The organism is Rhodococcus gannanensis, assembly GCF_042681175.1.
Classification (GTDB): Bacteria; Actinomycetota; Actinomycetes; order Mycobacteriales; family Mycobacteriaceae; genus Rhodococcus_G; species Rhodococcus_G gannanensis.
On sequence record NZ_JBHUFB010000007.1, the window covers coordinates 339,255 to 362,938 of the forward strand.

Here is a 23,684-nt window from a genome sequence, read left to right on the forward strand (position 1 = left end):
ACGTCCCGCGGCGGACAATCGTCCGATGAGCACCATCGGAGCACGGCATCCGAGCACGTCCCGGCGCTGGTGGGCCCGCGCGGCGTTCGCCGCGGTCGCCGTCACCGCCCTCCTGTTGCTCGTCGTCGCCGGGGTGTTCGGAACCCTGGCCCTGCTCGCCACGACGTTCGGCGGGGTCGCGCTGATGGCGGCGTTCGGCTACTGGTTCCTCTCCGGTCGGGGTGCGGCCCGCTGGGTCTGCCTGGCGATCGCCCTGCTGACGCCGGTCGCGGTGCTCGTCATGTTCGTGCAGCAGCGACTGCTCTGGGTGGTCCTCGTGGCGCTGGCGCTGGTCGCCATCGCGGTCGCCTGCGCCCGGGTCGCACTCGACGTCGGCAGGCGGCCGGTCCGGGAGCGTGACGTGGCGCCGCCGAAACATCCCTTCCTGGTGATGAATCCACACTCGGGTGGGGGCACCGTCGTCGAGAAGGATCTGGTGCGGCGGGCGGAGGATCTCGGCGCCGAGGTGGCACTGCTCGACGGACCGGAGATCGTCGACGTCGCGGAACTCGCGCGCGAGGCCGTTGCCCGCGGCGCCGATCTGCTCGGCGTCGCGGGTGGCGACGGCACGCAGGCGCTGGTCGCGGCGGTCGCCGCCGAGCACGACCTGCCGTTCCTCGTCATCAGCGCGGGCACCCGGAACCACTTCGCGCTCGACCTCGGACTCGACCGCACCGACCCCGTCGCCTGCCTCGAGGCACTCCGCGACGGCGTCGAGATCCGCATCGACCTGGGCACGATCGGTGACCGGGTGTTCGTCAACAACGCGTCGTTCGGGGTGTACGCCGAGATCGTCCGCAGTCCCGCGTACCGGGACGACAAGGGTGGCACAGTGCTGCGGATGCTGCCCGACCTCCTGGCGGAGGGCGGGGGGCCGCGACTGACGGTGCGCGCGGGCGACGCCGTCGTCGAGGGGCCGCAGGCCGTGCTCGTCAGCAACGGCACGTACCGCACGAACGACCTCGCCGGGCTGGGGCGCCGCACCTCGCTCGAGGACGGCGTCCTCGGGCTCGTCACGGTGTCGGTGTCGAGTGCACGTCAGGCGGTCGGCCTGCTCGGTCGCGTCCGCGAACGCGGAGTGACCCAGTACGAGGTGACCGAGGCGGTCGTCGATTCCGATGCCGACGAGATCCCGGTCGGGGTGGACGGTGAGTCCCTCACCGTGCGGACCCCGGTCCGGTGCAGTGTCCGGCAGGGTGCTCTGCGTGTTCGGGTGCCACGGACCCGGCCGGGGGTGCCGCCACCGAAGGTGACCCTGGACTGGGTGCGCCTCCGTGCGCTGGCGTGGGGCGGCGCCCCCGGCCGGTGAGTGTCACTGGCCGAGCATCGCCTTCATCTGCTCGATCTCGGCCTGCTGCCCGGCGACGATCTTCCCGGCCAACTCGTCGACCTGCTCGTTGGTTCCGTTGGCCTGGATGGCCCGGGAGGAGTCGATCGCGCCCTGGTGGTGGGCGATCATCATCTCCAGCCACGCCCGGTCGAACTCGGCCCCGATGGCGTTCTCCAGGGTGGCCATGTCGTCGGCCGACATCATCCCGCTCATGTCTCCCATGTCTCCCATCGACGAGTGGTCCATGCCCTCGTTCGTCATCGTGGGTTCGCCCCACGCGGTGAGCCAGCTCGTCATCAGCTCGATCTCGGGATCCTGGGCCGCCTGGATCCGCGACGCCAGCTCGAGCAGTTCCGCGTTCTCGGTGCGGCCCTGCGCGAGCGCTGCCATCTCCACGGCCTGCTGGTGGTGCGGAATCATCATCTGCGTCCACATCACGTCGGCGGCGTTGCGGTCGGAGGAGGACTCGGCCGGCGGTGCCGACGTCGTCATCGACATCGAACCCATGGAGTCCATCGAGTGGCCCGCGCCGTCGTCGCTGTCGCTGCAGCCCGCGACGATCAGGGCGCCCGCGGCGACGGCGGCGAAGAATCCGGCGGTCTTGGTACGTGTGTTCATGTGTCTGCCTTGCTCTTTCGGGTGTGTGGTGAAGGACCGGACTGCGCGCACGGCGCAGTGGCCCTGTCAGACCCGAAGGAGACAGAGGGTGGCGAGACGGGTGGACGTGTCGGGTGCGAACGGTGGTCCGCGCCCCGCGCGCATCCGGAAGTCGCGGACCCGCGCGACGGGCCCGCCGGTTGCGGCGGGGACGCCGAACAGCAGCAGGACGAGCAGCAGCGCGACGCCGCCGGCGAGCACGGCCAGGCACGAGGCGAGCATGTGCTGCCCGCCCGAGTGGTCACCGCCGTCACCGTGGTCCGCCGGAGGCGTGGCGCTGTGGTCCGTCGCCGGTGCTGCCGGATTCGACTGCATCACGGACTGCGTGGGGCTGTGCGCAGCCGACGCGGGGAGGCTGGTCGCGACGTGGTGCATCGCGAGTACCCCGAGGGCGAGTGCGAGCAGCAGAACCGCGCGGCGCGGCCCTGTGCTGACGTGCTCGGATCGGGGCATATCGGGCACTATACCCCCTGGGGGTAGCTCTCCTCGACCGGCTGCGGGTAGGCGTCCACCGTGACGGCCCATTGCGCGGGCGCCGGGCCGAATGCGTCGCGCGCGTTCGCGACGACGCCCTTACCGATCGTCCGGTTGCCCGCGCTGCCGATCACGGCACCGATGCCTGCGGGCACCAACTTGCCGAACATGAGGGCACCGCGCTTGACGGCGTACCGGGTGACGAACGTGTGGACCAGGCTGTTGTTCATGCCGCGCACCGTCTGGGTGGGCAGCTTTCCGGAGAGCAGAGCGCCCCAGTTCTTGGTGGTCTTCCCGACCGCCTTCTCGACGATCTCCATGCCCGCACTGCCGAGGGCGACGGCGAGCACCAGCGCACGCCGGCGTTCGTGGTTGTCGACCGGGATGCCGTGCACCGAGGCCACGGCGAGGGTGAACAGCGCGCTCGCCTCGAGGAAGAAGGCGGTTTCGGCGCCGACGGCGGCGATCGATCCGGCGGTCCCGATGCCGGGCACGGCGGCTGCGGCACCGACTGCGCCGCCGCTGCCTGTGACGGCGAGCAGGAACATCTTCTCGAGCCGGTCCACGATCTGCTGCGGGCTCTCCCCGGGATGGGCTCGGCGCAACCTCGACACGTGCGCCTCCACGGCAGGGCCCTGCAGCCTGGCGCCGTTGTCGAGGAGCGTGGTGATCGCCTGCTCGACGCGTCCGGTGATGTTCATCGGTACGTCCTCCTGCTCGGAACTGCACGGTCGGCAGCCGAACAAATGTCAAACGTCCGGCACGTCCCGATTGTTCCAAAGAATGCGGCTGCGCCGCCTGTGCGCACTTGTGGTAGCGCCGACTACCAAAAGTACGCACAGGGGATAGCCTCGGGGAATGCCCGGTGTCTCGGACGGGGCTCGTGCGTTGCCTGCCCCACCGCTGCGGCCCTTCCTCGGGCCGTACGCGGGGTACCGGCTGTCCGGTTATCCGCCCGGGGTCCATCTCGGGATGCCTGCGCCCGAGCTGACGGTCGTCGTGTCGCTGGACGAGCCGCTCGCCGTGACCGCCACCGCACACCCCGAGCAACCCGCGGGCGCCTGGGGAGCCCTGGCGAGCGGGCTCGCGACCTCGGCGGTGAGCATCGCGCACGACGGCAACCAGCACGGCGTCCAGTTGGCGCTCACCCCGGCCGGATCGAGGGCGCTGCTCGGGGTGCCCGCCGGAGCGATCGGGGCGTGGATCGTGGACCTGCGCGACGTCCTCGGTCCCGACGCCCGCGAACTCGCCGAGCGGATCGCCGCCGAGCCCGGCTGGCCCGAACGGTTCGCGATCCTCGACGAGGTGCTGGTGCGTCGCGCGGTCGACGACACTCTCGACTGCAACCTCGCCCGCGCCTGGCAACGGCTCACCGAGCCCGACGCGCCGCGCGTCGCCGACGTCGCGCGAGAGATCGGCTGGAGCAGAAGGTATCTGGTCACCCGGTTCACCGCGGAGTTCGGGATCGGGCCGAAGGACGCGATGCGCGTGGCCCGCTTCGACAGGTCCAGGCAACTCCAGCGCCTGCGTCCGTCGGCGACCCTCGCCGACGTCGCCGCACGATGCGGTTTCTACGACCAGGCCCACCTGGCTCGGGAATGGCGCGCCCTCGCCGGGGTGCCGCCGTCGCGGTGGCGGGCCGAGGAACGGTTCCCACTCGTCCAAGACGACGAGCCCCACGAGCGGGCAGTGTCGACGCCATGACCACCGAAACGGAAGCAACGATGACCACCACACACGTCTGGCCCTGCCTCACCTACGCGAACGCCCGGGCCGCGATCGCCTTCCTCGTCGACGCCTTCGGGTTCGTGGAGAAGGCCGTGTACGGCGAGGGTGACCGCGTGGACCACGCCGAGCTGACCTGGCCGGCAGGCGGCGGTGTGATGCTCGGCAGCCGTCGCGAGGACTCCGTACTCGCCGACCTGCCCGCCGGCGTGGGGGCGATCTACCTCGTCACCGACGGCCCCGACGCCCTGCACGACCGTGCCGTCGCGGCGGGCGCCACGGTCGTACAGGGGCTGAAGGACGAGGACTACGGCTCCCGTGGATTCACCTGCCGCGACCCCGAAGGCGTGTTCTGGAGCTTCGGTACCTACGCCGGCGAATAGTGGAGAGGCGTCAGAACGGCGGGACCGTCTCGGCGGGAAGCGGCGGCGGAGGCGGTGTGCCCTCGCCGAAGGGCCGGCCGCCCAACGCTTCCCGGCCGTGCGGGCTGTGCCAGGACGACAGGTCCGGGCCCTTCGGGACGATCCCGGTCGGGTTGATGTCCCGGTGCACCACGTAGTAGTGCTCCTTGATCTGCGCGAAGTCGACGGTGTCGCCGAATCCGGGGGTCTGGAACAGGTCTCGCGCGTACGCCCACAGCACGTCCATCTCGGTGAGTGTGCTGCGGTTGCACTTGAAGTGCCCGTGGTAGACGGGGTCGAATCGGGCGAGTGTCGTGAACAGTCGCACGTCCGCCTCGGTGATGGTGTCGCCGACGAGGAATCGCTGGTTCCGTAGTCTGTCGGTCAGCCAGTCGAGGCGCGCGAACAGCCGGTCGTACGCGGCGTCGTAGGACTCCTGCGATCCGGCGAACCCGCACCGGTACACACCGTTGTTGACGTCGCGGAACACCAGGTCGGCGACCTCGTCGATCTCGGCGCGCAGGTGCTCGGGATACAGCTGCGGAGCTCCCTCGCGGTGGTACGCCGTCCATTCCGTCGAGAGGTCGAGGGTGATCTGCGGGTAGTTGTTGGTGACGACCTTGCCGGACGGGACGTCGACGATCGCCGGGACGGTGATGCCGCGCGGGTAACCGGGATCGCGGGCGAAGTACGCGTCCTGCAGCCTGGGGATCTTCAGGACCGGATCGACGCCGCCGGGGTCGAGATCGAATGTCCAGCTGCGCTTGTCGTGGGTGGGTCCGCACAGGCCCATCGACAGCACGCCCTCCAGTCCGAGCAGCCGGCGGACGATGATCGCGCGGTTCGCCCATGGGCATGCCCGGGCCGCGACCAGCCGGTATCGGCCGGGTTCGACGGGGTAGCCGTCGCGGCCGTCGGCGGTGATCCGGGTTTCGATGTACCGGGTGTCCCGGACGAATTCCCTGCCCGGGTCGACGTAGGAGCCGCGCGTGCTGTCGTTGTCGGTCACCCCGTCAGATTACGGTGCGCGCGTTGTCCGGTCAGCGGCTGTGACGCGGGTCAGGGCAGTGTGACCTCGGTGATCGAGCCGAGTTCCTCGAATCCGAGTCGCGCGGCGAGGCGGCGGGACGCGGTGTTGCCCGGATGGCTGCTCCACTGGGGGATCATGCCCTCGTCGATCGCGTCGTTCGTGCACAGCCTGCCCACGACGGTGCCGTGGCCCCGGCGCCGCGCGGCAGGCACGGTGAGTACCCCGATGCGTGCGACGATCCCCTGCCATTCGTCGTATCCCGCCGAGGCGAGCGGATTCTCGTCCTCGTCGAGGAGCGTGAACCAGTTCCGGCGCCCGATGAGGGATGCCTCGGCGACGTCGTCGGGCGGGCACGCCGCCTCCAGCGCCTGGACGTGCGGCTGGACGTGGGAGATGAGGGGATTGTCGACGTCGATGTCGTCGCGCGGCTCGGCGGCGTACGAGAGCAGCCGCGGCGCCGAACACCGTCCGGCGTGGTCCTTGGTCAGCTCCATCAGCACGGCGCGGGACGACAGGGCCTCGTCGTCGAGATCGTCGGCCCGGTCGACGAGCCAGTCGGGTCCGACGAGTGCGGTGGACGTGCCGAGCCGGATGTGGACCACGCGGCGCTCGGCCCGGCCGACGGAGCGGGCCCCGTCGCGACGCAGGGCGTCGTCGGGCAGCCCGAGCTCCCGCGACCAGGCGAGGGCGACGATGTCGAGTTGATGCGAGTCCACGCACCGACGGTATCGGTTCTCGGCGACGACCTTGACCGCCTACTGTTCCGCGCCGTATATTCCACACGGAATATACGCGCGGAAGGAGGTGCGGGCCGTGCCCGGCACTCCACTGGGGACCACCGTCCTCGCCCTGCTCAACGAGCGCGACATGCATCCCTACGAGATGTTCCAGCTGCTCCAGCAGCGTCGCCGCGACCGGCTGGTCAAACTGCGCGCCGGGTCCCTGTACCACGCCGTGGGCAGGCTCGAAGCCGCGGAACTGATCGTCGCCGTCGCCACCGAACGGGACGGGAACCGTCCCGAACGCACCACCTACGCGATCACCGGCGCCGGCCGCGCTGAACTGCGCGCCCGGGTCGGGGAGGCGCTCGAACGGGCGGTCCGCGAGTTCCCGCAGTTCCCCCTGGCCCTGTCCGAGGCGCACAACCTCGACGGCGAGGAGGTCGTACAACGGCTCACCGCCCGGATCGCCCTCCTAGAAGGGGAACTCGCCGACCTCGACACGTTCCGCGCCACGATGCTCGAACTCGACAAGCCGCGTGCCTACTGGATCGAGGTCGACTACCGGCGCGCCGTCACCCGCACCGAGATCGACTGGCTCCGCGCCACCGTCGACGAACTCACGAGCGGCACGCTCCCGTGGGTCGTTCCGGAAACCACCACGAACAATCGAGCGCAGACCGCTGCGCAGCACACGAGGGGCTGACCCATGACCGAAACCACGACATCCGGGACCGCGACGCCCGACGTCAAACCCTGGCCTGCGCTCTGGGCGCTGTGTCTGGGGTTCTTCATGATCCTCGTCGACTCGACCATCGTCGCGGTCGCGAATCCGGCGATCATGGAGGACCTCGGCGCCGACATCAACAGCGTCGTGTGGGTGACGAGCGCGTACCTGCTCGCCTACGCGGTGCCCCTGCTGATCACCGGCCGCCTCGGTGACCGCTTCGGCCCGAAGAACCTGTACCTGCTCGGCCTGACGTTGTTCACGGCGGCGTCCCTGTGGTGCGGTCTGTCCGGAAGCATCGAGATGCTCATCGTCGCCCGCGTGTTCCAGGGCTTCGGTGCGGCACTGATGACCCCGCAGACGATGGCCGTCATCACCCGCATCTTCCCGCCCGACAAGCGCGGCACCGCGATGGGCCTGTGGGGTGCGGTGGCCGGTGTCGCCACACTGGTCGGCCCGCTGGCGGGCGGCGTGCTGGTCGACGGGCTCGGCTGGCAGTGGATCTTCATCGTGAACGTGCCCGTCGGCATCGTCGGTTTCTTCCTCGCCCTGCGGCTCGTCCCCACCCTCGAGACCCACGAGCACAAGTTCGACATCCCCGGCGTGCTCCTCAGCGCCGCAGGCATGTTCCTGCTCGTGTTCGGTCTGCAGGAGGGCAACACGTACGACTGGTCGGCTCGCATCTGGCTGATGATCGGTGGTGGCCTCGCACTGCTCGCGCTGTTCGTCTGGAACCAGTCGCTTAACAAGGACGAGCCGCTGCTGCCGCTGGAGCTGTTCCGCGACCGCAACTTCTCGCTCGCCAACATCGCAATCACCTCGATGGGCTTCGCGATCACCGGTCTGCTGCTGCCTGTGATGTTCTACGCGCAGGGCGTCCGGGGCCTGTCCCCGACACAGTCGGCGCTCCTCATGGTGCCGATGGCGGTGCTCACCGGCGTCCTCGCGCCCAACGTCGGCAAGCTCGTCGACCGGGTGCACCCCCGCTACATCGCGGGCCCGGGATTCCTCATGCTGTCGGTGTCACTGGGCTGGCTGGCGCTGGTGATGACGCCGCACACCGCGATCTGGGAGTTGCTGCTGCCGATCGCGCTGATGGGTGTCGCGAACGCCTTCATCTGGTCGCCGCTGGCGGCGACCGCGACCCGCAATCTGCCACTGCACCAGGCCGGCGCCGGCTCCGGCGTCTACAACACCACACGGCAGGTCGGTGCGGTGCTCGGCAGCGCCGCGATCGGTGCACTCATCACGTCGCGGCTGACCGCGAACGGGCTTCCGTCCACCGGCGGCATGCAGGAGGGCATGGCCGGGTCGATGCCCGAATTCCTGCTCGACGGGTTCAGTTCCGCGATGGCGCAGACGATGATCCTGCCTGCCGTGGTACTGCTCGTCGGTTTCGTTGCCGCGCTGTGCTTCTCCCGTCCGCAGGCGGCACCGGTCGGTGCCCCGGTGGCGGCCGCGCCGGAGAGTCGCGAGCCTATGGCAGGCTGAGTCCATGACCGCATCCGCGAAGCCGACCCGACTCGAACGCAGCAGCACCGACGCAGGCGCCGAGGTCGCCGTCCTGACCTTCGCGAACGGGGACCTGAACCTGTTCGACCAGGCGATGTTCGACTCGCTGACCGCGGATCTGGCCGAGCTCACCACCCGGCCGCCGCGGGCGCTGTTGCTGCGGTCCGAGGGTCGGGTCGTCTCCGGCGGCGTGGACGTGCACGTGTTCGACGGGCTGACGGCGGAACAGGGCACCGAACTGTGGCAGACGCTGTTCGCCGAGATCATCCACCGGATCGAGGCGCTACCGTGTCCGGTCGTGTACGCCGCGCACGGGCTGACCCTCACCGCCGCGTTCGAGATCTCCCTCGCCTGCGACATCATCCTCGCCGCACCGAAGGCGAAGTTCGGACTCGTCGAGACGGTGGTCGGGTTGACACCCTCGATGGGTGGCCCGCAGCGGCTCGCCGAGCGGGCAGGCTCCGGACGGGCCCGCGAGTTCGTGATGACCGGCGACCTGTACGACGCCGAGACGATGCACTCCTGGGGCGTCGTCAACGCCGTCCACGAGGACGTCGACGCAGCGGCCCGCGCGCTCGCCGCGCGGCTCGCCGACGGACCGACCCTGGCCCACCACGCCACCAAGCGGATCATCGAGGGGTGGCGGTCGGGCGGTGTGGCCCACGCGGATTCGATCACGCCCGAGGTGTCCGGTGCACTGTTCGAGACCGAGGACCTGCGCGGCGCCGTCCGGAGCTTCCTCGAGGCGGGACCGGGGAAGGCACGCTACGCAGGCCGGTGAATCTAGAGTGTCACCATGGCGGGTGAGGTGCGGCGGCGGTCGCTCGGGCGTGTGATGGCGGCGGCGACGGCGGGAATCCTCGGGGCGACGGTCCTCGCGGCATGCGGATCGTCGACGGAGGATCTCGAGGCGAACGCGCACCGGGAGCGCGCCGAGATCGCGGCGGACGGCTTCGTCTACGGATACGCGCCCGTGGCGCTGACCAGGACACGAGCGAACATGACGTGCCTGCTGCCGATCAATCAGCTCTACAACCAGTCGCAGATGTCGGGGCCGGATTCGCGGACTGTGGTCGCCCCGAACGTCGACACCCTGTACTCCGTCGCCTGGCTCGACCTGCGGTCCGGCCCGATCCTGCTGACGCATCCCGAGATGGGTGACCGGTACTTCGGTTTCCAGCTGCTCGACATCTACAGCAATGTCTTCGCAAATGTCGGGACGCGGGAGACGGGCTCGGCCGCAGGCTCGTTCCTGATCGCGCCGCCCGGCTGGTCGGGCACCGCGCCCGCCGGCGCCGAGGTGATCGAGTCGCCGACCTGGGACTCGTGGGTGATCGGCCGGACGCTCGTCGAGTCGATGGAGGACCTGCCCGCCGCGCAGGCCGCGCAGAAGCAGTACTCGATGCGGGTCCTCGGTCCCGCGCCCGTGACGACACCGCCGTCCCTGCCGCCGAACGACTGCGGGAACAACCCGGCGCCACAGGCGGTCGGGGCGTCGGGGCCCGCGTTCTACGACGAGCTCGCCGCGGTCCTGGCCGCCAATCCGGCGCCGGAGGCGGACGGTCCGCTGCTCGCGGAGATCGCGGAACTCGGAGTCACTCCCGGGGCGACGCCGAGCACCGGCGATCGGCAGGACGTCGAGGCGCTCGCGTCCGGTGTGGTCCTGGGCAGCGAGCGGATCGACGACGTGATCGCCGAGGGCTCCGACGGCGATCCCGGCTCCTGGAGCTCGCTCGAGGACGCAGGCCGGTACGGCACCGACTACCTGCACCGCGCGATGGTCGCGAAGATCGGCCTCGGCGCGAACGTGCCCGAGGAGTCGATGTACCACGTCACCCGCGAGGACGCCGCGGGCGACGTGCTGCGGGGATCGACCGGTCACCTGCTGCACTTCGACGCCGATCAGTTGCCGCCGATCGACCCGAGGGGGTTCTGGTCGATCACGCTGTACGGGCCCGACATGTTCCTGGTGCCCAACAGCATCGCCCGCTACGCGATCGGCGACCGTACGCCCGGACTGGTGCGCGGCGACGACGGATCCCTCGACGTGTGGATCTCCAGTTCGCCGCCGCCGTCGGGCAAGACGAACTGGTTGCCGGCGCCGGAGGGCGACTTCGTCCTCATGCTGCGTACCTACCTGCCGACCGACCAGACCTGGTCACCACCGGTCGTGCAGGCAACCGAATGACAGCTCCAGCCTCTACGACGGGAACCCTGATGACGACGCCACTTGCCGAACTCCACATGCACATCGAGGGGTCGCTCGAACCGGAACTGATCCTCGAACTGGCGGAGCGCAACGGGATCGAGCTGCCGTACGCGGACCTCGACGACCTGCGCTCGAGGTACGAGTTCACCGACCTGCAGTCGTTCCTGGACCTCTACTTCGCGAACATGGCGGTCCTGCGGACCGCGCAGGACTTCGCCGACATGACCCGCGCCTACTTCGCCCGCGCCGCGCGCGCGGGTGTGGCGCACGCGGAGATCTTCTTCAACCCGCAGGCGCACACCGCGCGCGGGGTTCCGCTGTCCGAGGTGCTCGACGGGCTGGCGGACGCGGTCTCCGCGAGCGAGGCCGAGTTCGGTGTCACCAGTGGACTGATCGCGGGAATCCTGCGGGACCGCCCGGCATCCGAGGCGGACGCCCTGCTGACCGACCTGCTCGCGGTGGGCGCACCGATCATCGGGATCGGCCTCGACTCGGCCGAGGTGGGGAATCCGCCGTCGAAGTTCGTGGATGTGTTCGCTCGGGCGCGTGCGGCCGGACTGCACGTGGTCGCGCACGCGGGGGAGGAGGGCCCGCCGGAGTACATCACCGAGGCCCTCGACCTCCTCGGCGTCGAGCGCATCGACCACGGCATCCGGTGCCTGGAGGACACCGATCTGGTGCAGCGACTGGTGCGGGAGCGCATTCCACTGACCACGTGCCCGCTGTCGAACGTGCGGCTGCGGGTGGTCGACACTCTCGCCGACCACCCGCTGCGCGACATGCTCGCGGCCGGGCTGAACGTGTCCGTCAACTCGGACGACCCGGCCTACTTCGGCGGGTACGTCGACGACGCCTTCGCCGGTCTCGTTGCCGCGGTCGGGCTCACCGCCGAGGAACGGGAAGTGCTGGCCCGCAACTCGATCCAGGCGTCGTTCGCGAGCGACGACCGCAAGGCCCAGCTCCTCGGCGGCTGACCGGTCAGCCGAGGACCTGCCGCAGGTACGCGTTGTCGAACAGTCGCGCCGGGTCGTACTTGTCGCGGACCGACACGAACGCGTCGAAGTGGCGGTAGCTGGGGCGCAGGTCGTCGGCGGTGCGGGAGTGCAGCTTGCCCCAGTGCGGTCGTCCGTCGACGCCGCGGGCGATCGCCTCGACGGCGTCGAAGTACTCGCGGTGGTCCCGCCGGTGGTACTGGTGCACCGCGATGTACGCCGTGTCACGACCGTTCGCCGTGGACATCCACACGTCGTCGGCGGCGGCGAAGCGGACCTCGACCGGGAACGCGACGGTGACGTCGGACTTGTTCAGCCAGCGGTCGATCTCCCGGAGGGTGTCGCTGACGGCCTCGGCGGGGACGGCGTACTCCATCTCCCGGAACCGAACCCGCCGCGGCGAGGCGAACACCTCGAAGCTGCGATTGACGTACTCGCGGCGGCTCAGGGCCCGCGCGGTGAAGCCGTTGATCGAGGGGATCGCCGACGGGATCGCCGTGGCAACCCGGTTGATGCCGTCGAAGAGCACGTTGGAGAGCAGTTCGTCCTCGACGAACGCGCGGACGGGGTGGACGGGGTCGACGGCACGATCGGCGGGCAGCCGGGTGTTGTGCTTGGTCAGCACCCGGTCGGTGTGCGGGAACCAGTAGAACTCGAAGTGGTCGGTGCCGGCCACGTGTTCGTCGAGGCCCGCGAGGGTCTCCGAGAGAAGTCCGGGGGCTTCGACGGCGCGCATGAGGAAGGCGTCGACGCACTGCAGCGTGACCTTCGCGATGACACCGATCGCGCCGAGGCCGATCCGGGCGGCGTGGAACAGTTCGGGGTTCTCCTCGTCGGAGCAGTCGACGACGGTGCCGTCGGCGAGCACCAGTTGCAGGGCCCGCACCTGGTGCGCGATACCGCCGAAACGGGCGCCGGTCCCGTGGGTTCCGGTGGAGATGGCGCCGGCGATCGACTGGGCGTCGATGTCGCCGAGATTGGCCATCGCCAGACCCAGATCCCACAATGCGGGATTGAGTGCGTGCAGTCTGGTGCCCGCGAAAACGGTGACGAGCGCCCCCGACGGCTCCGTCGTCGGAACGACGGACTCGATGCCCTGCAGGTTGTCCAGGCTGATCATCACACCGTCGGTCGCGGCGATGGGAGTGAACGAATGGCCGGCGCCGACGCACTTGACCTGCAATCCTTCGGCGGCGGCGCGCCCGATCTCGGTACTCAGTTCAGTAACGGTCGACGGCGTGGCATAGCGGGTCGGGCGAGCGTCGGCGCAGCGCGCCCAGTTCTGCCACGTCTGTGAATCCATGTCACCATCATTTACTGGACGTCCGTCCAGGTCAACACCTGCATCCTTACCGAGTCCTTACGAATTACGATCACCCCATGCTGAATCGGCTACCTGCAGAGGAGCGACGAGCGCAGCTCGTGGAATCCGCCATGGGCATCGCGGAACGTGGCGGCGTCGGCTCCGTCACCATCCGTGCCGTCGCGGAGGACGCGGGCGTGTCGCTCGGGGTCGTGCACTACTGCTTCGAGAGTAAAGAGGCGCTGGTCGCCGCGATGGGTGAGGCGCTGGTTCTCCAGCTCAGCCAGGCCCTGCGCTACGCGTTCGGTCAGGCGCGGGCCGACGAGTCCGAGACGGGTATCCGGGCGCTCAAGGGGCTGCTGCACAGCGGGCTGTCGGCGATGTGGCCGATCATCGAGGCCACCCCGGACCGTCAGTTGCTGACCTATGAGATCACCGCGTACGGGCTGCGGCAGCAGGCCGCAGGCGCGGAACTGGCCGGCGCCATCGCCAACAACCAGTACGCGACGATGGACGCCGAGGCGGTCGCCTTCCTGGAGAGCTGCGCGGAGCACAGTGGCACCCGGTGGACCGAACCCGTGCCGCACATCGCGCGGTTCGCTCTCGCGGTCATCGACGGCATCGTGCTGCGCTGGCTCGTCGACCGCGACGGCGAGGCCGTCGTCGCCGAGTTGGACGACCTGGTCCAGATGGTGACCAGGAAGGCCGTCGAAAACTGATCTGGACGATTGTCCAGCAAGGGTGTTGACTGAGGCGGTGACCGTGACCATCCAGCGCACCAGCAGCCCGGACGCCGTGGTCGCCCGCCTCGACGCGGCGACCACGGCCCTCGACGGACCGTTCGCGGCCCTCGACCTGCAGTCCCTCGACGCCAACGCCGCAGACCTGGCCCGCCGCGCGGCGGGCACGAAGATCCGGGTGGCCAGCAAGTCCGTCCGGGTCCGGGCGGTGCTCGAACGGGTACTCGGGTCCGGTCTCACCGGTTCCGGCGCCTACGCAGACCCCGACGGCGCGGGCGCCTTCCAGGGGATCATGGCGTACTCGCTGCGGGAAGCGATCTGGCTGGTCCGGGCCGGTGCCCGGGACGTGCTGATGGGGTACCCGACCGTCGACCGGGCCGCGCTCGCGGAACTCGTCGCCGACTCGGTGCTGCGCGACTCGATCACCCTGATGGTCGACGGGGACGGGCAGCTCGACGTCGTCGCGGCCACCGGATCCACCGACGTGCGGGTGTGCCTCGACATCGACGCGTCCCTGCGGATCGGGCCGGTGCACCTTGGAGTGCGGCGATCCCCGCTGCGCAGCCCCGCCGACGCCGCCGCCCTCGCACGGGTCGCCGCGGATCGCGGCTTCCGGGTCGTCGGCGTGATGTTCTACGAGGCGCAGATCGCGGGCCTGCCGGACAGCAGCCCCGCCGTGCGGCTGGTGAAGAAGGCGTCGGCAGCGGAACTGTCCTCCCGGCGAGGCGCGGTCGTCGACGCCGTCACCTCCGTCGTGGGACGGCTGGAGATCGTCAACAGTGGCGGAACCGGGTCCCTGGAGGTCAGTTCGGCCGACCCGGCCGTCACCGAGGTCACCGCCGGGTCCGGGCTGTTCGTGCCGACCCTCTTCGACAGGTACCGGGCCTTCACCCCGCGGCCGGCGATGTTCTTCGCACTCGACGCGGTGCGGCGACCGACTCCGAAGATCGCCACCCTCTTCTCCGGCGGCTACATCGCGTCCGGGCCTGCCGGTGCGTCCCGGGTGCCGACTCCGGTGTGGCCTGCCGGCCTGAAGTTGCTCCGCAACGAGGGCGCGGGCGAGGTGCAGACCCCGGTGACCGGATTCGCGGCGTCGGCGCTGCGCATCGGCGACCGTGTGTGGTTCCGGCACGCGAAGGCCGGTGAGCTGTGCGAGCGGTTCACCGCGGTGCATCTCGTCGACGCGGACGGGACCGCCACCGCGGTGCCGACGTACCGCGGTGAGGGGCAGTGCTTCGGCTGACCCGGTGATCGTGGGTGGCCTGGCCGGTCACCTACGATGGGGCCGTGGCGCTCCGGGACGCGATACTCGCGGCACTCACCAAGGGTGAGTACTCGGGATACGACCTGGCCAAGGCGTTCGACGTCACCGTCGCCAACTTCTGGACCGCCACCCCCCAGCAGCTCTACCGCGAGCTCGACAGGATGCACCAGGACGGCCTGATCGTCGCCCGCACCGTCGAGCAGGAGAAGCGGCCGAACAAGCGGACCTACACCCTCACCGCGGCAGGCAGGGCGGCGCTGGGCGAATTCGTCGTGAGCACACCGAAACCCATCGCGATCCGCGACGAGTTGCTCGTCCAGGTCGAGGCCATGACGGCAGAGTCGGTCCCGGCGGTGCGGGACAGCGTCGCCCGCAAGCTCGAGGTGTCCCAGGCGAAACTGAGACGCTACGAGGACAGGCGCGAGTACCTGCTCGCCGGCCGCACCGAGCACCGGTTCCTCGTCGAGGCGGACGAGAACCTCGGGTCGTACCTCACGCTCGCCCGCGGGATCGCTTTCGAACAGGAGAACGTCCGGTGGTGCGAGCTCGTCCTCGACGCGCTGCCCGAGCGCGACTGACCCGGTTCGCGCGCGGCGTCAGCGGTCGTCGCACGGGTGGGTGCGCAGGAACGCGCCCAGTTCGATCAGGCCCGCCGGGGTGGACGGCAGGTAGTCGGTGAGCGCGGGGGAGCGCACGATGACGGCCCGCCACTTGCCGCGGGAGATGGCCACGTTCAACCGGTTCCGGGACAGCAGGAATCCCATCCCGCGCGGCACCTCGTCCGCCGAGGACGCCGTCATGGACACGAACACCACAGCGGCCTCGCGGCCCTGGAACTTGTCGACGGTCCCGACGAGCACCTCGTCGAGCCCCAGGTCGGCGAGGTGCCGCCGGATCAACGCCACCTGCGCGTTGTAGGGCGCGACGACGAGGATGTCGGACTGTTCGAGCGGGCGGGGCTCCGCGCCCGCGCCCGCCGTCCACGCGGCGCCGATCAGCTCCTGCGCCTGCTTCGCGATCGCGTCGGCCTCCTCAGGCGAGAACGTCGAGTTCCCCACGTGTTCCACGAACAGGGTGTCGACGCCGGGCGGTACGCCGTCGAGGTGCCGGGCGGTGGTCACCGGCTCGTTCGCGTGGAGCAGTCCCTCGTAGGAGAGCTCCGACACCGGCGCGCACACCGCCGGGTGCATCCGCCACGTCACGTCCAGGAAGTAGCCCAGGTCGGGTGGCAGCGCGCCGTGCCCGTGTGCGAGCCAGCCGAGCGCCGAGGTGTCCACCGGCTCGGGGTGGATGCCCTGGCTGACCTGTGGCAACTGCTGAGGATCGCCGAGCAGCAACAGGTTTCGGGCGCTGATCCCGACCGCGACGGTGTTGGCGAGGGAGAACTGGCCGGCCTCGTCCACCACGAGCAGGTCCAGGGTGCCCGGTGGCACCCGATCGGGATGCGCCAGGTCCCAGGCGGTTCCGCCGACGACGCAGCCGTCGTCCTCGTGGTCCCGGAGGAACCCGGGGAAACCGGACGGGTCGAGCTTCGTCCATGCCGGCTCGGCCGCGAGACCCGAGGTCGGCTTCTTCGCAACCTGCTCGCCAGGCACCCCAGCCCGGACCACTGCGTCGAGCATGTTCTCGACGACGGAATGGGACTGCGCGACGACGCCGACCCGCCAGCCGTGCCGTGTCACCAGCTCCGCGACGACCTTGGCGCCGGTGAACGTCTTGCCGGTCCCGGGCGGGCCCTGCACCGCCAGGTACGAGTCGTCCAGGTCGAGCAGCGCGTCGGTGATCGCGCGGGCTCGGTCGTCGGGATCGGCTGCGGGGAGCGGATTCCCGGAACGGGTGCGGGGCGGGATGCGGCGCAGGATGTCCACCGCCGCGGTGTGCGGCATGGTAGGGAGGGCGTTCGCCGTCGCCGCGGCCTGTACGGCGATCGCCGCTTCGATCTTCGTCGTCGGGATCGGGCGTTCGGGAGCAAGGGCCGTCGGCACCGGCTCGTGCGTCTCGGCACCCTGCAATTCCTCGACGAGCACCACGTCCCGGGGCCTGCCGTCCGGGCCCGTGTCCTCCTCGACCGCGACGATCGTGACGTCCACGGTGCCACGCGCGGCCGCGTCGTCCGATCCGACGCCGGTAGCCGCGTCGTACAGCGCGAACGGCTTCGCGGACACTCTCGGTGCGGACCCCGACCCCCACCGTCCGACGAGGCGGAGGGTGCGCCGCAGTTTCCGCTGCCGCGGGGTGGTCTTGCGCCAGTCGTCGGTGACGGCCACCGACTCGGCGACGAACACGTCGGCGGTGTCCGCCCATTCGTCCACGGGTGCGGTGAGACGGTCGAAGTGGGCCCACCAGAACGGTTTCCGCTCGCGTCGGTGATAGCCGAGTGCCGCCGCGAGCAGCGCTGCGGCCTGCTGCTCCGGAGTCCGGTGACCGGGCAGCGAATCCCCGACGTGCCCGCGGAGCGCGACCTCGTCGGCGCTGGGTTCCTCGACGACCACCGCGACCGCCTGCTGGACCGGATGCGGCTGCACGCCGCGGTCGGCGGCCAGGCTGTGCAGCCAGTCCCGCAGCTTCAGCGTGGAGAGGCAGTCGTACTCGTTGTAGTCGGAGATGCCGCGCAGCAGTTGCGCCGCCTCGTCGTCCCGCCCGGCGTCGCGCAGTTCGCAGTAGTCGGCATACGCGACCACCGACCCCGCGGCATCGGTGACGTCGCCGCCGCGCAGCTGCTCGCCCATGTAGAGCGGTTCGAGCTTCTTGATCGAGTACGACGGCGCGCCGACCCGGACGGACGCCTTCACGACCGGGTACAGGTCCACGAGGACGCCGTCGCGGAGCAGCGCGTCCACGGTCTCCTCGCCGACTCCGTACCGGCCCGCGAGCCGCAGCAGCGCCGACTTCTCGTAGGCGGCGTAGTGGTAGACGTGCATGTCGGGGAACAGTTTCCGGCGCTCGGTGACGTAGTCCAGGAAGTCCAGCAGCGCCTGCCGCTCCTGCGCCCGGTCGTGCGCCCAGAACGGCCGGAACGTCCCGTCGGACTCCATCACCCCGAACAGGTACTCGAGTCCCCAGTCGGGGGAACCGTTCTCGGCCCACAGCGGATCGCCCTCGAAGTCGAAGAAGACGTCGCCCTGGTCGGGGGCGGGGACGCCTGCGAGTGCGGCGCCGTCACCGATCACCTCGAACTCGGGACGATCCTTCGTCGAGCGGAGCTGCACCGACGCCTGCGCGCGCAGGCCGTCGAGGACGCGAGCGCCGATGCCGTCCACCGGGCCGGCGGTGGCGGCGAGCGCGTCGATGGTGGTGACGCCCCCGCGAATCAGCTTCTCGCGCTGCGTCGATCGCATTCCGGCGACCAGGACGAGATCGCGGGTGCGTTCCACCTCCGGGGTGCACGACTCGCAGCGACCGCAGGCGCGAACAGCTCCCCACTCGACGGGCGCCGCGCCGCGGCGGTGGTCCGCCAGGAGGTGCACCAGCGTGTCGCGCCGCCGACGGAACACCGGCAGGACGTCCGCGAGGGCGACGTCGACGACGCTGTCGTCACCGAGGATCAGGCTCGCTTCCGGCGCGATGGGGATGCCGCTGTCCGACAGGGCGTCGGCGTAGGCGGCGAGTTGGAGCAGCGCGGGGACGCGTGCGTGCCGCGACAGCTTGGTGTCGATCACCCGGTACCCGGCGTCCTCGCGGACCAGGAAGTCGCTGAACCCCACGAACCGGCCACCGGACCGCGCGTTCTGGAAGACGGTGCCCTGGTGGATCACCTCCGCCCCGGCACGTGCCGCTGCGACGGTCGCGAGGCTCGCACGGGTGAGGCCGTCGACGTCGAAGTCCGGCCGTTCGATCACCACGACGCCGTCGCCGAACCGGTCGCGGTAGGACTCCAGCCGGCGGCGCTCGTGGGAGTCGCCCAGTGCGGATGTGCGGGCCAGCATCGGATCGGTCTCCGGCGTCGACGCCTCGGAGGTGTGGCCCAACGTCAGATCATAGCGGCGCAGCAGGGCGAACTCGCAGTCCGCGGCCTGCGTGAGGTCGCGCGTGCTGAACACGGTCACGTCGTCGAGGAGGAACACGGAACGACTATGGCAGATCCCGGTGACAGGCAGGCGGGGCCGACGCGGCCCGTCGGTACGGTGACGCGATGACGTCCTCGAGATTCCTCGCCGGTGCATCCGGGCAGGTCCATGTCCGGCACTGGCCGTGTACCGACCCCGTCGCCGGTCTGGTCTTCCTGCACGGGATGGGCCAGCACACCGGCCATTACCACCGGTTCGCGCGGGCACTCGGCGCCGAGGGCATCGAGACGTGGGCACTCGACCACGTCGGTCACGGGCTGAGCGAAGGGGAGCCGGGGAATCCGGGCCCCGTCACCGACCTCGCTGCCAACGCGTTGATGCTTGCGGACCTCGCCGCTGCCGACCGCCCCGGCCTGCCGCTGGCGGTCATGGGTCACTCGCTCGGTGCTGCCACCGCCGTCGCCGCCCTCGCCGAGCAGCCCGAGCGGTTCGTGGCGGTGGTGTTGTGCGGGCTACCGCGCCGGGCCGCCGCCGACCCGGGCGCCGTCGATGAGGTGCGGGCGCCGATCCTCGTCGTCCACGGCGTCGACGACCGGCTCGCGCCGATCGACGGTGCCCGGGCATGGACGTCCGCGGTCCGGAACGCCGAAATGCGCGAATACCCGGATGCCGGTCACGATCTCTTGCACGAACCGGTGCACCGCCAGGTGACCTCCGATGTCGCGGCCTTCGTCCGCGCTACGGTGCAGCCATGACACCGGACGAACACCTGACGCTGCTGCGCACCGAGGGCGAACGGCTCGCGGCGATGCCCGCCGACGCGCTGGACGCACCCGTGCCGACAGTCCCCGGGTGGACGCTCGAACGGGTCGTCCGGCACACCGGCCGCGTGCATCGGTGGGTGGCCGCGACGGTGGCCGCCGGACCCGGTGCCTCGCTCGGAACCGAGGTGAAGTCTCTGCCTCGGGGGCCGGAATGCCTGTCCGCGTACCGGGAATCGCTCGACGCGCTGCTGACGGAGCTGTCGTCGCACGAGTCGACCCATCCGGTGACGACATTCTCCGGGCCGGGCGAGTTGCGGTTCTGGATCCGCAGGCAGGCGCACGAGGTCGCGGTCCACCGCATCGATGCCGCCGACGCCGTGCACGCCGCGGGCGGGCCGGCGCCCGAGCCGCTGGACGCGCGCGGTGCCGCCGACGGCGTCGACGAATGGGCCGGGCTGATGCTGCGTCGCGCGCTCACAGAGGTGCCCGCGGCGTTGCACGGCAAGACCGTTCACCTGCACGGGACCGACACCGACGACGCCGAGTGGCTGCTCGGATTCTCGCTGGACGGTGTCACGGTCGAGACCGGGCACGCAAAGGGCAACGTCGCGGTCCGCGGTACCGCCGCCGAACTGCTGCTGACCATGTGGCGCCGCCGCCCGCTCGCCGCGTTGGAGACCTTCGGCGACGCCGACGTCGCGCACCGCATGCTCGACGCCGCCGTCATCTGACCTGTGCGCACTTCTGGTAGTGGGTGCTACCAGAAAGGCGCACAGGCGCGGAGCGCCTACTTTCCGCCGCAGCCCCAGGTCAGGCGGGCCGCCGACTGCCCCGCGACCAGTGACTCGCGGAGCGCGTCGTCGGTGAGTCCCGGGTCGCCGAGGGAGGTGCACGCAACGACCGTGATCGGGCGGTCACCGTCCGTGACGACCGTCGCGCCGTGCCGGAAGTCGTCGTGGGGGAGTGCGAGTGCCGTCCGCGTCGACGCCCACGCCTCCGGTCCGAATGCGACGACGGCGCGCACCCAGCGCTGCAAACCCGCCCAGTCGGCTGCGGTGTCGGCGACGATGCGCGTCCCGAACAGCTTCTGTCCGGGGTGATCCCGGTCGCCGTCCGCGGCCGCGATCCCCAGCCGGTGCAGTGCGCCGAGCACCCGACGTTCCCCGGCCGGGTCGGGATTCACCAGCAGCAGCGCCGGGAACTCGTCACCGAACCCCGGTCGTCCGCGGTCCACGGAGTCGGCAGGCACAATCGTCGGCATGACGCTCATTGAACCCGATGCCGCGCTGCTCGACACGGTCCGTTCCGCCGAGCGGGTGGTGGTGTTCTCGGGTGCGGGGATGTCCGCGGAGTCCGGGGTCCCGACGTTCCGGGATGCTCTGACCGGACTGTGGGAGCGATTCGATCCGACCGAGCTGGCGACTCCGGAGGCGTGGGAGCGCGACCCCGCGCTGGTGTGGGCCTGGTACGAGTGGCGCGCTGCCATGGTCCGCCGGGTGGCACCGAACGCGGGCCACCTCGCGGTCGCCGAGTGGGCGCGAGCCGCCGAGCTGACCATCGTGACCCAGAACGTCGACGACCTGCACGAGCGTGCGGGTTCGAGGGTTTCCGCGCACCTGCACGGCAGCCTGTACGCGCCGCGGTGCAGCGGATGCGGCCGGCCCGCCGAACTCGACGACGCCCGGTTCGACGGCATGACGGAGCCCGCCGAACGAATGACGCCGCCGAGGTGCGTGCACTGCGGGGCGGCGGTGCGCCCGGGCGCGGTGTGGTTCGGTGAGCCGCTGCCGGACGACGCCTGGGCGACGGCCGCGGACTCCGCCGAGAACTGCGACGTGATGATCGTCGTCGGGACGTCCGGGGTGGTGTACCCGGCCGCCGAACTTCCCCTGCGTGCGATGCGCGCCGGCGCGACAGTCGTCGAGGTGAACCCGCAGCGCACCGACCTGAGTGACGCGGTCACCCACTCCTGGCGGGCCACCGCCGTCGAGGCGCTCCCGGCGCTCGCGAGGTGAGCCTTCAGGCGCGCACGCCTCGGATGTAGGTCTCGACGAGCCAGCGCTCGTGTTCGGCGAGGTCGGGCAGGTCGGCGCCGGTCGGTAGTGGCCGGGTGATGGTGGCCAGCCCGAGCTGGAACTGCACCGCCGTCAGGTCGTTGCGGACGACACCCACGCCCCGGGCGAGGGAGACCACCGTCTCGATGGATTCGAGCGCCTCGGTCCGCAGCGCCACGAACTTCGACACGTCCGCGCCGTCGGTGAGGGCGTCCACCACGATCGACACGAGGGCTCCCGGACGAAGTGCCGCGACCTCGCGGACGAACGAGGCCCACCACGTCTCCGGGTCGGGCGCCACGCCTGCGGAGTAGCGGTCCATGATCGCGGCGATGCGCTCGCGGGTGTCGACGGCGATCGCGTACAGCAGGTCGTCGCGGGTGGCGAAGTGCCGGTAGAGCGTCGCGACGCCGACACCTGCCTCGGCGGCGATCGCGTTCACCGACACCGTCGTCCCCTTCGACGCCACGAGTCTGCGCGCCGCGGCGACCACCGCGTCGCGATTGGCCTGCGCGTCGGCTCTCATGGCGAGCTCCTTTCGGCGTCTCCATTGTGGACCAGTAAGCGGAGTATTACACTCCCATTTAATCGGAGTATTTTTCTATCACTTATGGAGTGGTGATGACCGCACTGCACGATTCCCCGCCCGCCGAGACGCGACGGCCGCACGGTCCACGTGTGCTCCTCGGCGTCGTCGCCGGACTGACCCTCGCGGTGTCGCTGATGCTGCTGGCATTCGCCGCACCAGCGGTCAACTCCGGAGCCCACGACCTGCCCGTCGCCATGTCCGGCCCGGACGCCGCGGTCGCGAAACTCGAGGCGGCGCTGGACGCCAACGGCCCCGGGGCGTTCGAGGTCACGACACACGCAGACGCCGACGCGGTGGCGACCGCGATCACCGAGCGCGACGCGGTCGGAGGCATCTCGATCACCCCGGACGGTGTGCTGATCCAGACCGCATCCGCCGCCGGTGCGCCCTACGCGCCCCTCCTCAAGTCGGTCGGTGCCGGCCTCGCGGCGCAGGGTCAGTCGGTGACCTACACCGATCTCGTGCCGCTCACCGAGGACGACCCGGCCGGATCCGGTCTCACCGCACTCGCCCTCCCACTCGCGTTCGGCGGCATGATCTCCGCCGTCGGACTCGTCACCCTCTTCAAGCACAGCCGGACGCTGCGTGTGCTCGGGTCGATCGGGTTCTCTGTGGTCGCGGGAATCGTCATCACCGCGATCCTGCAGTTCTGGCTCGGCTCGATCGACGGCTCGTTCTGGCTCACCGCAACGGGTGTCGCGCTCGGCATCGCCGCGATCTCGCTCGTCGTGCTCGGGTTGGAATCGTTGCTCGGTTACCCCGGACTCGGGATCGGCGCTGTCGTCATGGTCTTCATCGCGAACCCGCTGTCCGGCCTCGCCACCGGCCCGTGGTGGCTGCCGCAGCCGTGGGGTGCGATCGGGCAGTTCCTGCCGATCGGGGCCGCGGGCACCGTCATCCGGTCGGCCGCCTTCTTCGACGGTGCCGGTGCCGGACGGGCCCTTCTGGTGCTGGGAGTCTGGATCGCGGTGGGGTTGGCTCTGGTCGCGCTGTCCGCGCGGCGCGCCACGCGGGACGACGCCGTCGCCACCGCGTAGCGGCCACCGTCGCGTCCTACGTGTAGATCACCTTGTCGCTCGACCCGAACGCGATCATGAGCGCGTTGTAGAACTCGATCTTCGGGTCGTACACCAGGATGTCCTGCACGG

At 70.5% G+C, this 23,684-nt stretch carries 24 protein-coding genes; 15 read left to right on the forward strand and 9 right to left on the reverse strand.

Annotated features, from left to right (window positions below):
* The first annotated feature begins 25 nt into the window (after positions 1 to 25).
* Positions 26 to 1,348, forward strand: a complete 1,323-nt coding sequence (locus ACFSJG_RS05230) for a diacylglycerol/lipid kinase family protein (RefSeq protein WP_378484138.1) — start codon at positions 26 to 28, stop codon at positions 1,346 to 1,348.
* A 3-nt stretch (positions 1,349 to 1,351) separates the two neighbouring features.
* On the opposite strand, the gene ACFSJG_RS05235 is transcribed toward ACFSJG_RS05230, so the two are convergent.
* From ACFSJG_RS05235 to ACFSJG_RS05245, 3 genes are all read right to left on the reverse strand, one after another.
* Positions 1,352 to 1,987, reverse strand: a complete 636-nt coding sequence (locus ACFSJG_RS05235; protein ID WP_378484139.1) for a DUF305 domain-containing protein — start codon at positions 1,985 to 1,987, stop codon at positions 1,352 to 1,354.
* 66 nt (positions 1,988 to 2,053) lie between these two features.
* The gene (locus tag ACFSJG_RS05240) at positions 2,054 to 2,479 is read right to left on the reverse strand and encodes a DUF6153 family protein (protein ID WP_378484140.1); all 426 of its coding nucleotides are present in this window, start codon (positions 2,477 to 2,479) and stop codon (positions 2,054 to 2,056) included.
* Positions 2,480 to 2,487: 8 nt separating this feature from the next.
* Entirely contained in the window at positions 2,488 to 3,201 is a 714-nt protein-coding gene (locus tag ACFSJG_RS05245; protein ID WP_378484141.1) for a hypothetical protein, read from the reverse strand.
* A gap of 157 nt (positions 3,202 to 3,358) precedes the next feature.
* Here ACFSJG_RS05245 and ACFSJG_RS05250 point away from each other — a divergent pair, with 157 nt between their 5' ends.
* The gene (locus tag ACFSJG_RS05250) at positions 3,359 to 4,204 is read left to right on the forward strand and encodes a helix-turn-helix domain-containing protein (RefSeq protein ID WP_378484142.1); all 846 of its coding nucleotides are present in this window, start codon (positions 3,359 to 3,361) and stop codon (positions 4,202 to 4,204) included.
* The gene (locus ACFSJG_RS05255; protein ID WP_378484143.1) at positions 4,201 to 4,608 is read left to right on the forward strand and encodes a VOC family protein; all 408 of its coding nucleotides are present in this window, start codon (positions 4,201 to 4,203) and stop codon (positions 4,606 to 4,608) included. Before ACFSJG_RS05250 ends, ACFSJG_RS05255 begins: the two co-directional genes overlap by 4 nt.
* A gap of 10 nt (positions 4,609 to 4,618) precedes the next feature.
* Here the strand turns inward: ACFSJG_RS05255 and ACFSJG_RS05260 are convergent, their stop codons facing one another.
* Together ACFSJG_RS05260 and ACFSJG_RS05265 are read right to left on the reverse strand one after the other, a co-directional pair.
* Positions 4,619 to 5,635, reverse strand: coding sequence for a glutathione S-transferase family protein (locus tag ACFSJG_RS05260; RefSeq protein WP_378484144.1), 1,017 nt, complete (start codon positions 5,633 to 5,635; stop codon positions 4,619 to 4,621).
* 50 nt (positions 5,636 to 5,685) lie between these two features.
* Positions 5,686 to 6,372: a GNAT family N-acetyltransferase gene (locus ACFSJG_RS05265; RefSeq protein WP_378484145.1), complete on the reverse strand. Its 687-nt coding sequence runs from the start codon at positions 6,370 to 6,372 to the stop codon at positions 5,686 to 5,688.
* Between the two features lie 97 nt (positions 6,373 to 6,469).
* Between ACFSJG_RS05265 and ACFSJG_RS05270 the strand changes: the two genes are divergently transcribed.
* The 5 genes from ACFSJG_RS05270 to ACFSJG_RS05290 are packed head-to-tail and all read left to right on the forward strand — an operon-like array spanning position 6,470 to position 11,797.
* Positions 6,470 to 7,081, forward strand: a complete 612-nt coding sequence (locus ACFSJG_RS05270; protein ID WP_378484146.1) for a PadR family transcriptional regulator — start codon at positions 6,470 to 6,472, stop codon at positions 7,079 to 7,081.
* A gap of 3 nt (positions 7,082 to 7,084) precedes the next feature.
* Entirely contained in the window at positions 7,085 to 8,593 is a 1,509-nt protein-coding gene (locus ACFSJG_RS05275) for an MFS transporter (protein WP_378484147.1), read from the forward strand.
* Positions 8,594 to 8,597: 4 nt separating this feature from the next.
* Complete coding sequence (locus ACFSJG_RS05280; RefSeq protein WP_378484148.1) at positions 8,598 to 9,395, forward strand: enoyl-CoA hydratase/isomerase family protein; 798 nt, start codon at positions 8,598 to 8,600, stop codon at positions 9,393 to 9,395.
* Positions 9,396 to 9,410: 15 nt separating this feature from the next.
* Positions 9,411 to 10,802 (forward strand): DUF1254 domain-containing protein, encoded by a 1,392-nt coding sequence (locus ACFSJG_RS05285; RefSeq protein WP_378484149.1) that lies wholly within the window; start codon positions 9,411 to 9,413, stop codon positions 10,800 to 10,802.
* A gap of 29 nt (positions 10,803 to 10,831) precedes the next feature.
* Entirely contained in the window at positions 10,832 to 11,797 is a 966-nt protein-coding gene (locus tag ACFSJG_RS05290) for an adenosine deaminase (protein WP_378484150.1), read from the forward strand.
* Positions 11,798 to 11,801: 4 nt separating this feature from the next.
* Here the strand turns inward: ACFSJG_RS05290 and ACFSJG_RS05295 are convergent, their stop codons facing one another.
* The gene (locus ACFSJG_RS05295; protein WP_378484151.1) at positions 11,802 to 13,118 is read right to left on the reverse strand and encodes a D-arabinono-1,4-lactone oxidase; all 1,317 of its coding nucleotides are present in this window, start codon (positions 13,116 to 13,118) and stop codon (positions 11,802 to 11,804) included.
* A 77-nt stretch (positions 13,119 to 13,195) separates the two neighbouring features.
* Here ACFSJG_RS05295 and ACFSJG_RS05300 point away from each other — a divergent pair, with 77 nt between their 5' ends.
* From ACFSJG_RS05300 to ACFSJG_RS05310, 3 genes are read left to right on the forward strand one after another with little or no spacing between them, the layout of a single operon-like run.
* A complete protein-coding gene (locus ACFSJG_RS05300) occupies positions 13,196 to 13,837 on the forward strand; it encodes a TetR/AcrR family transcriptional regulator (RefSeq protein WP_378484152.1) in 642 nt (213 codons plus the stop codon).
* A 37-nt stretch (positions 13,838 to 13,874) separates the two neighbouring features.
* Positions 13,875 to 15,101, forward strand: a complete 1,227-nt coding sequence (locus ACFSJG_RS05305) for an amino acid deaminase/aldolase (protein ID WP_378484153.1) — start codon at positions 13,875 to 13,877, stop codon at positions 15,099 to 15,101.
* Between the two features lie 44 nt (positions 15,102 to 15,145).
* The gene (locus ACFSJG_RS05310) at positions 15,146 to 15,700 is read left to right on the forward strand and encodes a PadR family transcriptional regulator (RefSeq protein WP_378484154.1); all 555 of its coding nucleotides are present in this window, start codon (positions 15,146 to 15,148) and stop codon (positions 15,698 to 15,700) included.
* Between the two features lie 18 nt (positions 15,701 to 15,718).
* Here the strand turns inward: ACFSJG_RS05310 and ACFSJG_RS05315 are convergent, their stop codons facing one another.
* Positions 15,719 to 19,186, reverse strand: a complete 3,468-nt coding sequence (locus ACFSJG_RS05315; protein ID WP_378484155.1) for a TM0106 family RecB-like putative nuclease — start codon at positions 19,184 to 19,186, stop codon at positions 15,719 to 15,721.
* A 68-nt stretch (positions 19,187 to 19,254) separates the two neighbouring features.
* Here ACFSJG_RS05315 and ACFSJG_RS05320 point away from each other — a divergent pair, with 68 nt between their 5' ends.
* Both ACFSJG_RS05320 and ACFSJG_RS05325 read left to right on the forward strand, forming a co-directional pair.
* Positions 19,255 to 19,884 carry an alpha/beta hydrolase gene (locus ACFSJG_RS05320; protein WP_378484156.1) on the forward strand — a complete coding sequence of 210 codons (630 nt, stop codon included), beginning with the start codon at positions 19,255 to 19,257 and terminating at the stop codon, positions 19,882 to 19,884.
* Positions 19,881 to 20,624, forward strand: coding sequence for a maleylpyruvate isomerase N-terminal domain-containing protein (locus tag ACFSJG_RS05325; RefSeq protein WP_378484157.1), 744 nt, complete (start codon positions 19,881 to 19,883; stop codon positions 20,622 to 20,624). The genes ACFSJG_RS05320 and ACFSJG_RS05325 overlap by 4 nt, the downstream gene beginning before the upstream one ends.
* 56 nt (positions 20,625 to 20,680) lie before the next feature.
* Here the strand turns inward: ACFSJG_RS05325 and ACFSJG_RS05330 are convergent, their stop codons facing one another.
* Positions 20,681 to 21,154 carry a hypothetical protein gene (locus ACFSJG_RS05330; protein WP_378484158.1) on the reverse strand — a complete coding sequence of 158 codons (474 nt, stop codon included), beginning with the start codon at positions 21,152 to 21,154 and terminating at the stop codon, positions 20,681 to 20,683.
* Between ACFSJG_RS05330 and ACFSJG_RS05335 the strand changes: the two genes are divergently transcribed.
* Positions 21,153 to 21,908: an SIR2 family NAD-dependent protein deacylase gene (locus ACFSJG_RS05335; RefSeq protein WP_378484159.1), complete on the forward strand. Its 756-nt coding sequence runs from the start codon at positions 21,153 to 21,155 to the stop codon at positions 21,906 to 21,908. The genes ACFSJG_RS05330 and ACFSJG_RS05335 overlap by 2 nt on opposite strands.
* Positions 21,909 to 21,912: 4 nt before the next feature.
* Here ACFSJG_RS05335 and ACFSJG_RS05340 read toward each other — a convergent pair whose 3' ends face one another.
* Positions 21,913 to 22,473 (reverse strand): TetR/AcrR family transcriptional regulator, encoded by a 561-nt coding sequence (locus tag ACFSJG_RS05340; protein WP_378484160.1) that lies wholly within the window; start codon positions 22,471 to 22,473, stop codon positions 21,913 to 21,915.
* A 95-nt stretch (positions 22,474 to 22,568) separates the two neighbouring features.
* Between ACFSJG_RS05340 and ACFSJG_RS05345 the strand changes: the two genes are divergently transcribed.
* Positions 22,569 to 23,573, forward strand: a complete 1,005-nt coding sequence (locus ACFSJG_RS05345; protein WP_378484161.1) for an ABC transporter permease — start codon at positions 22,569 to 22,571, stop codon at positions 23,571 to 23,573.
* The last annotated feature ends 111 nt before the right edge of the window (positions 23,574 to 23,684 follow it).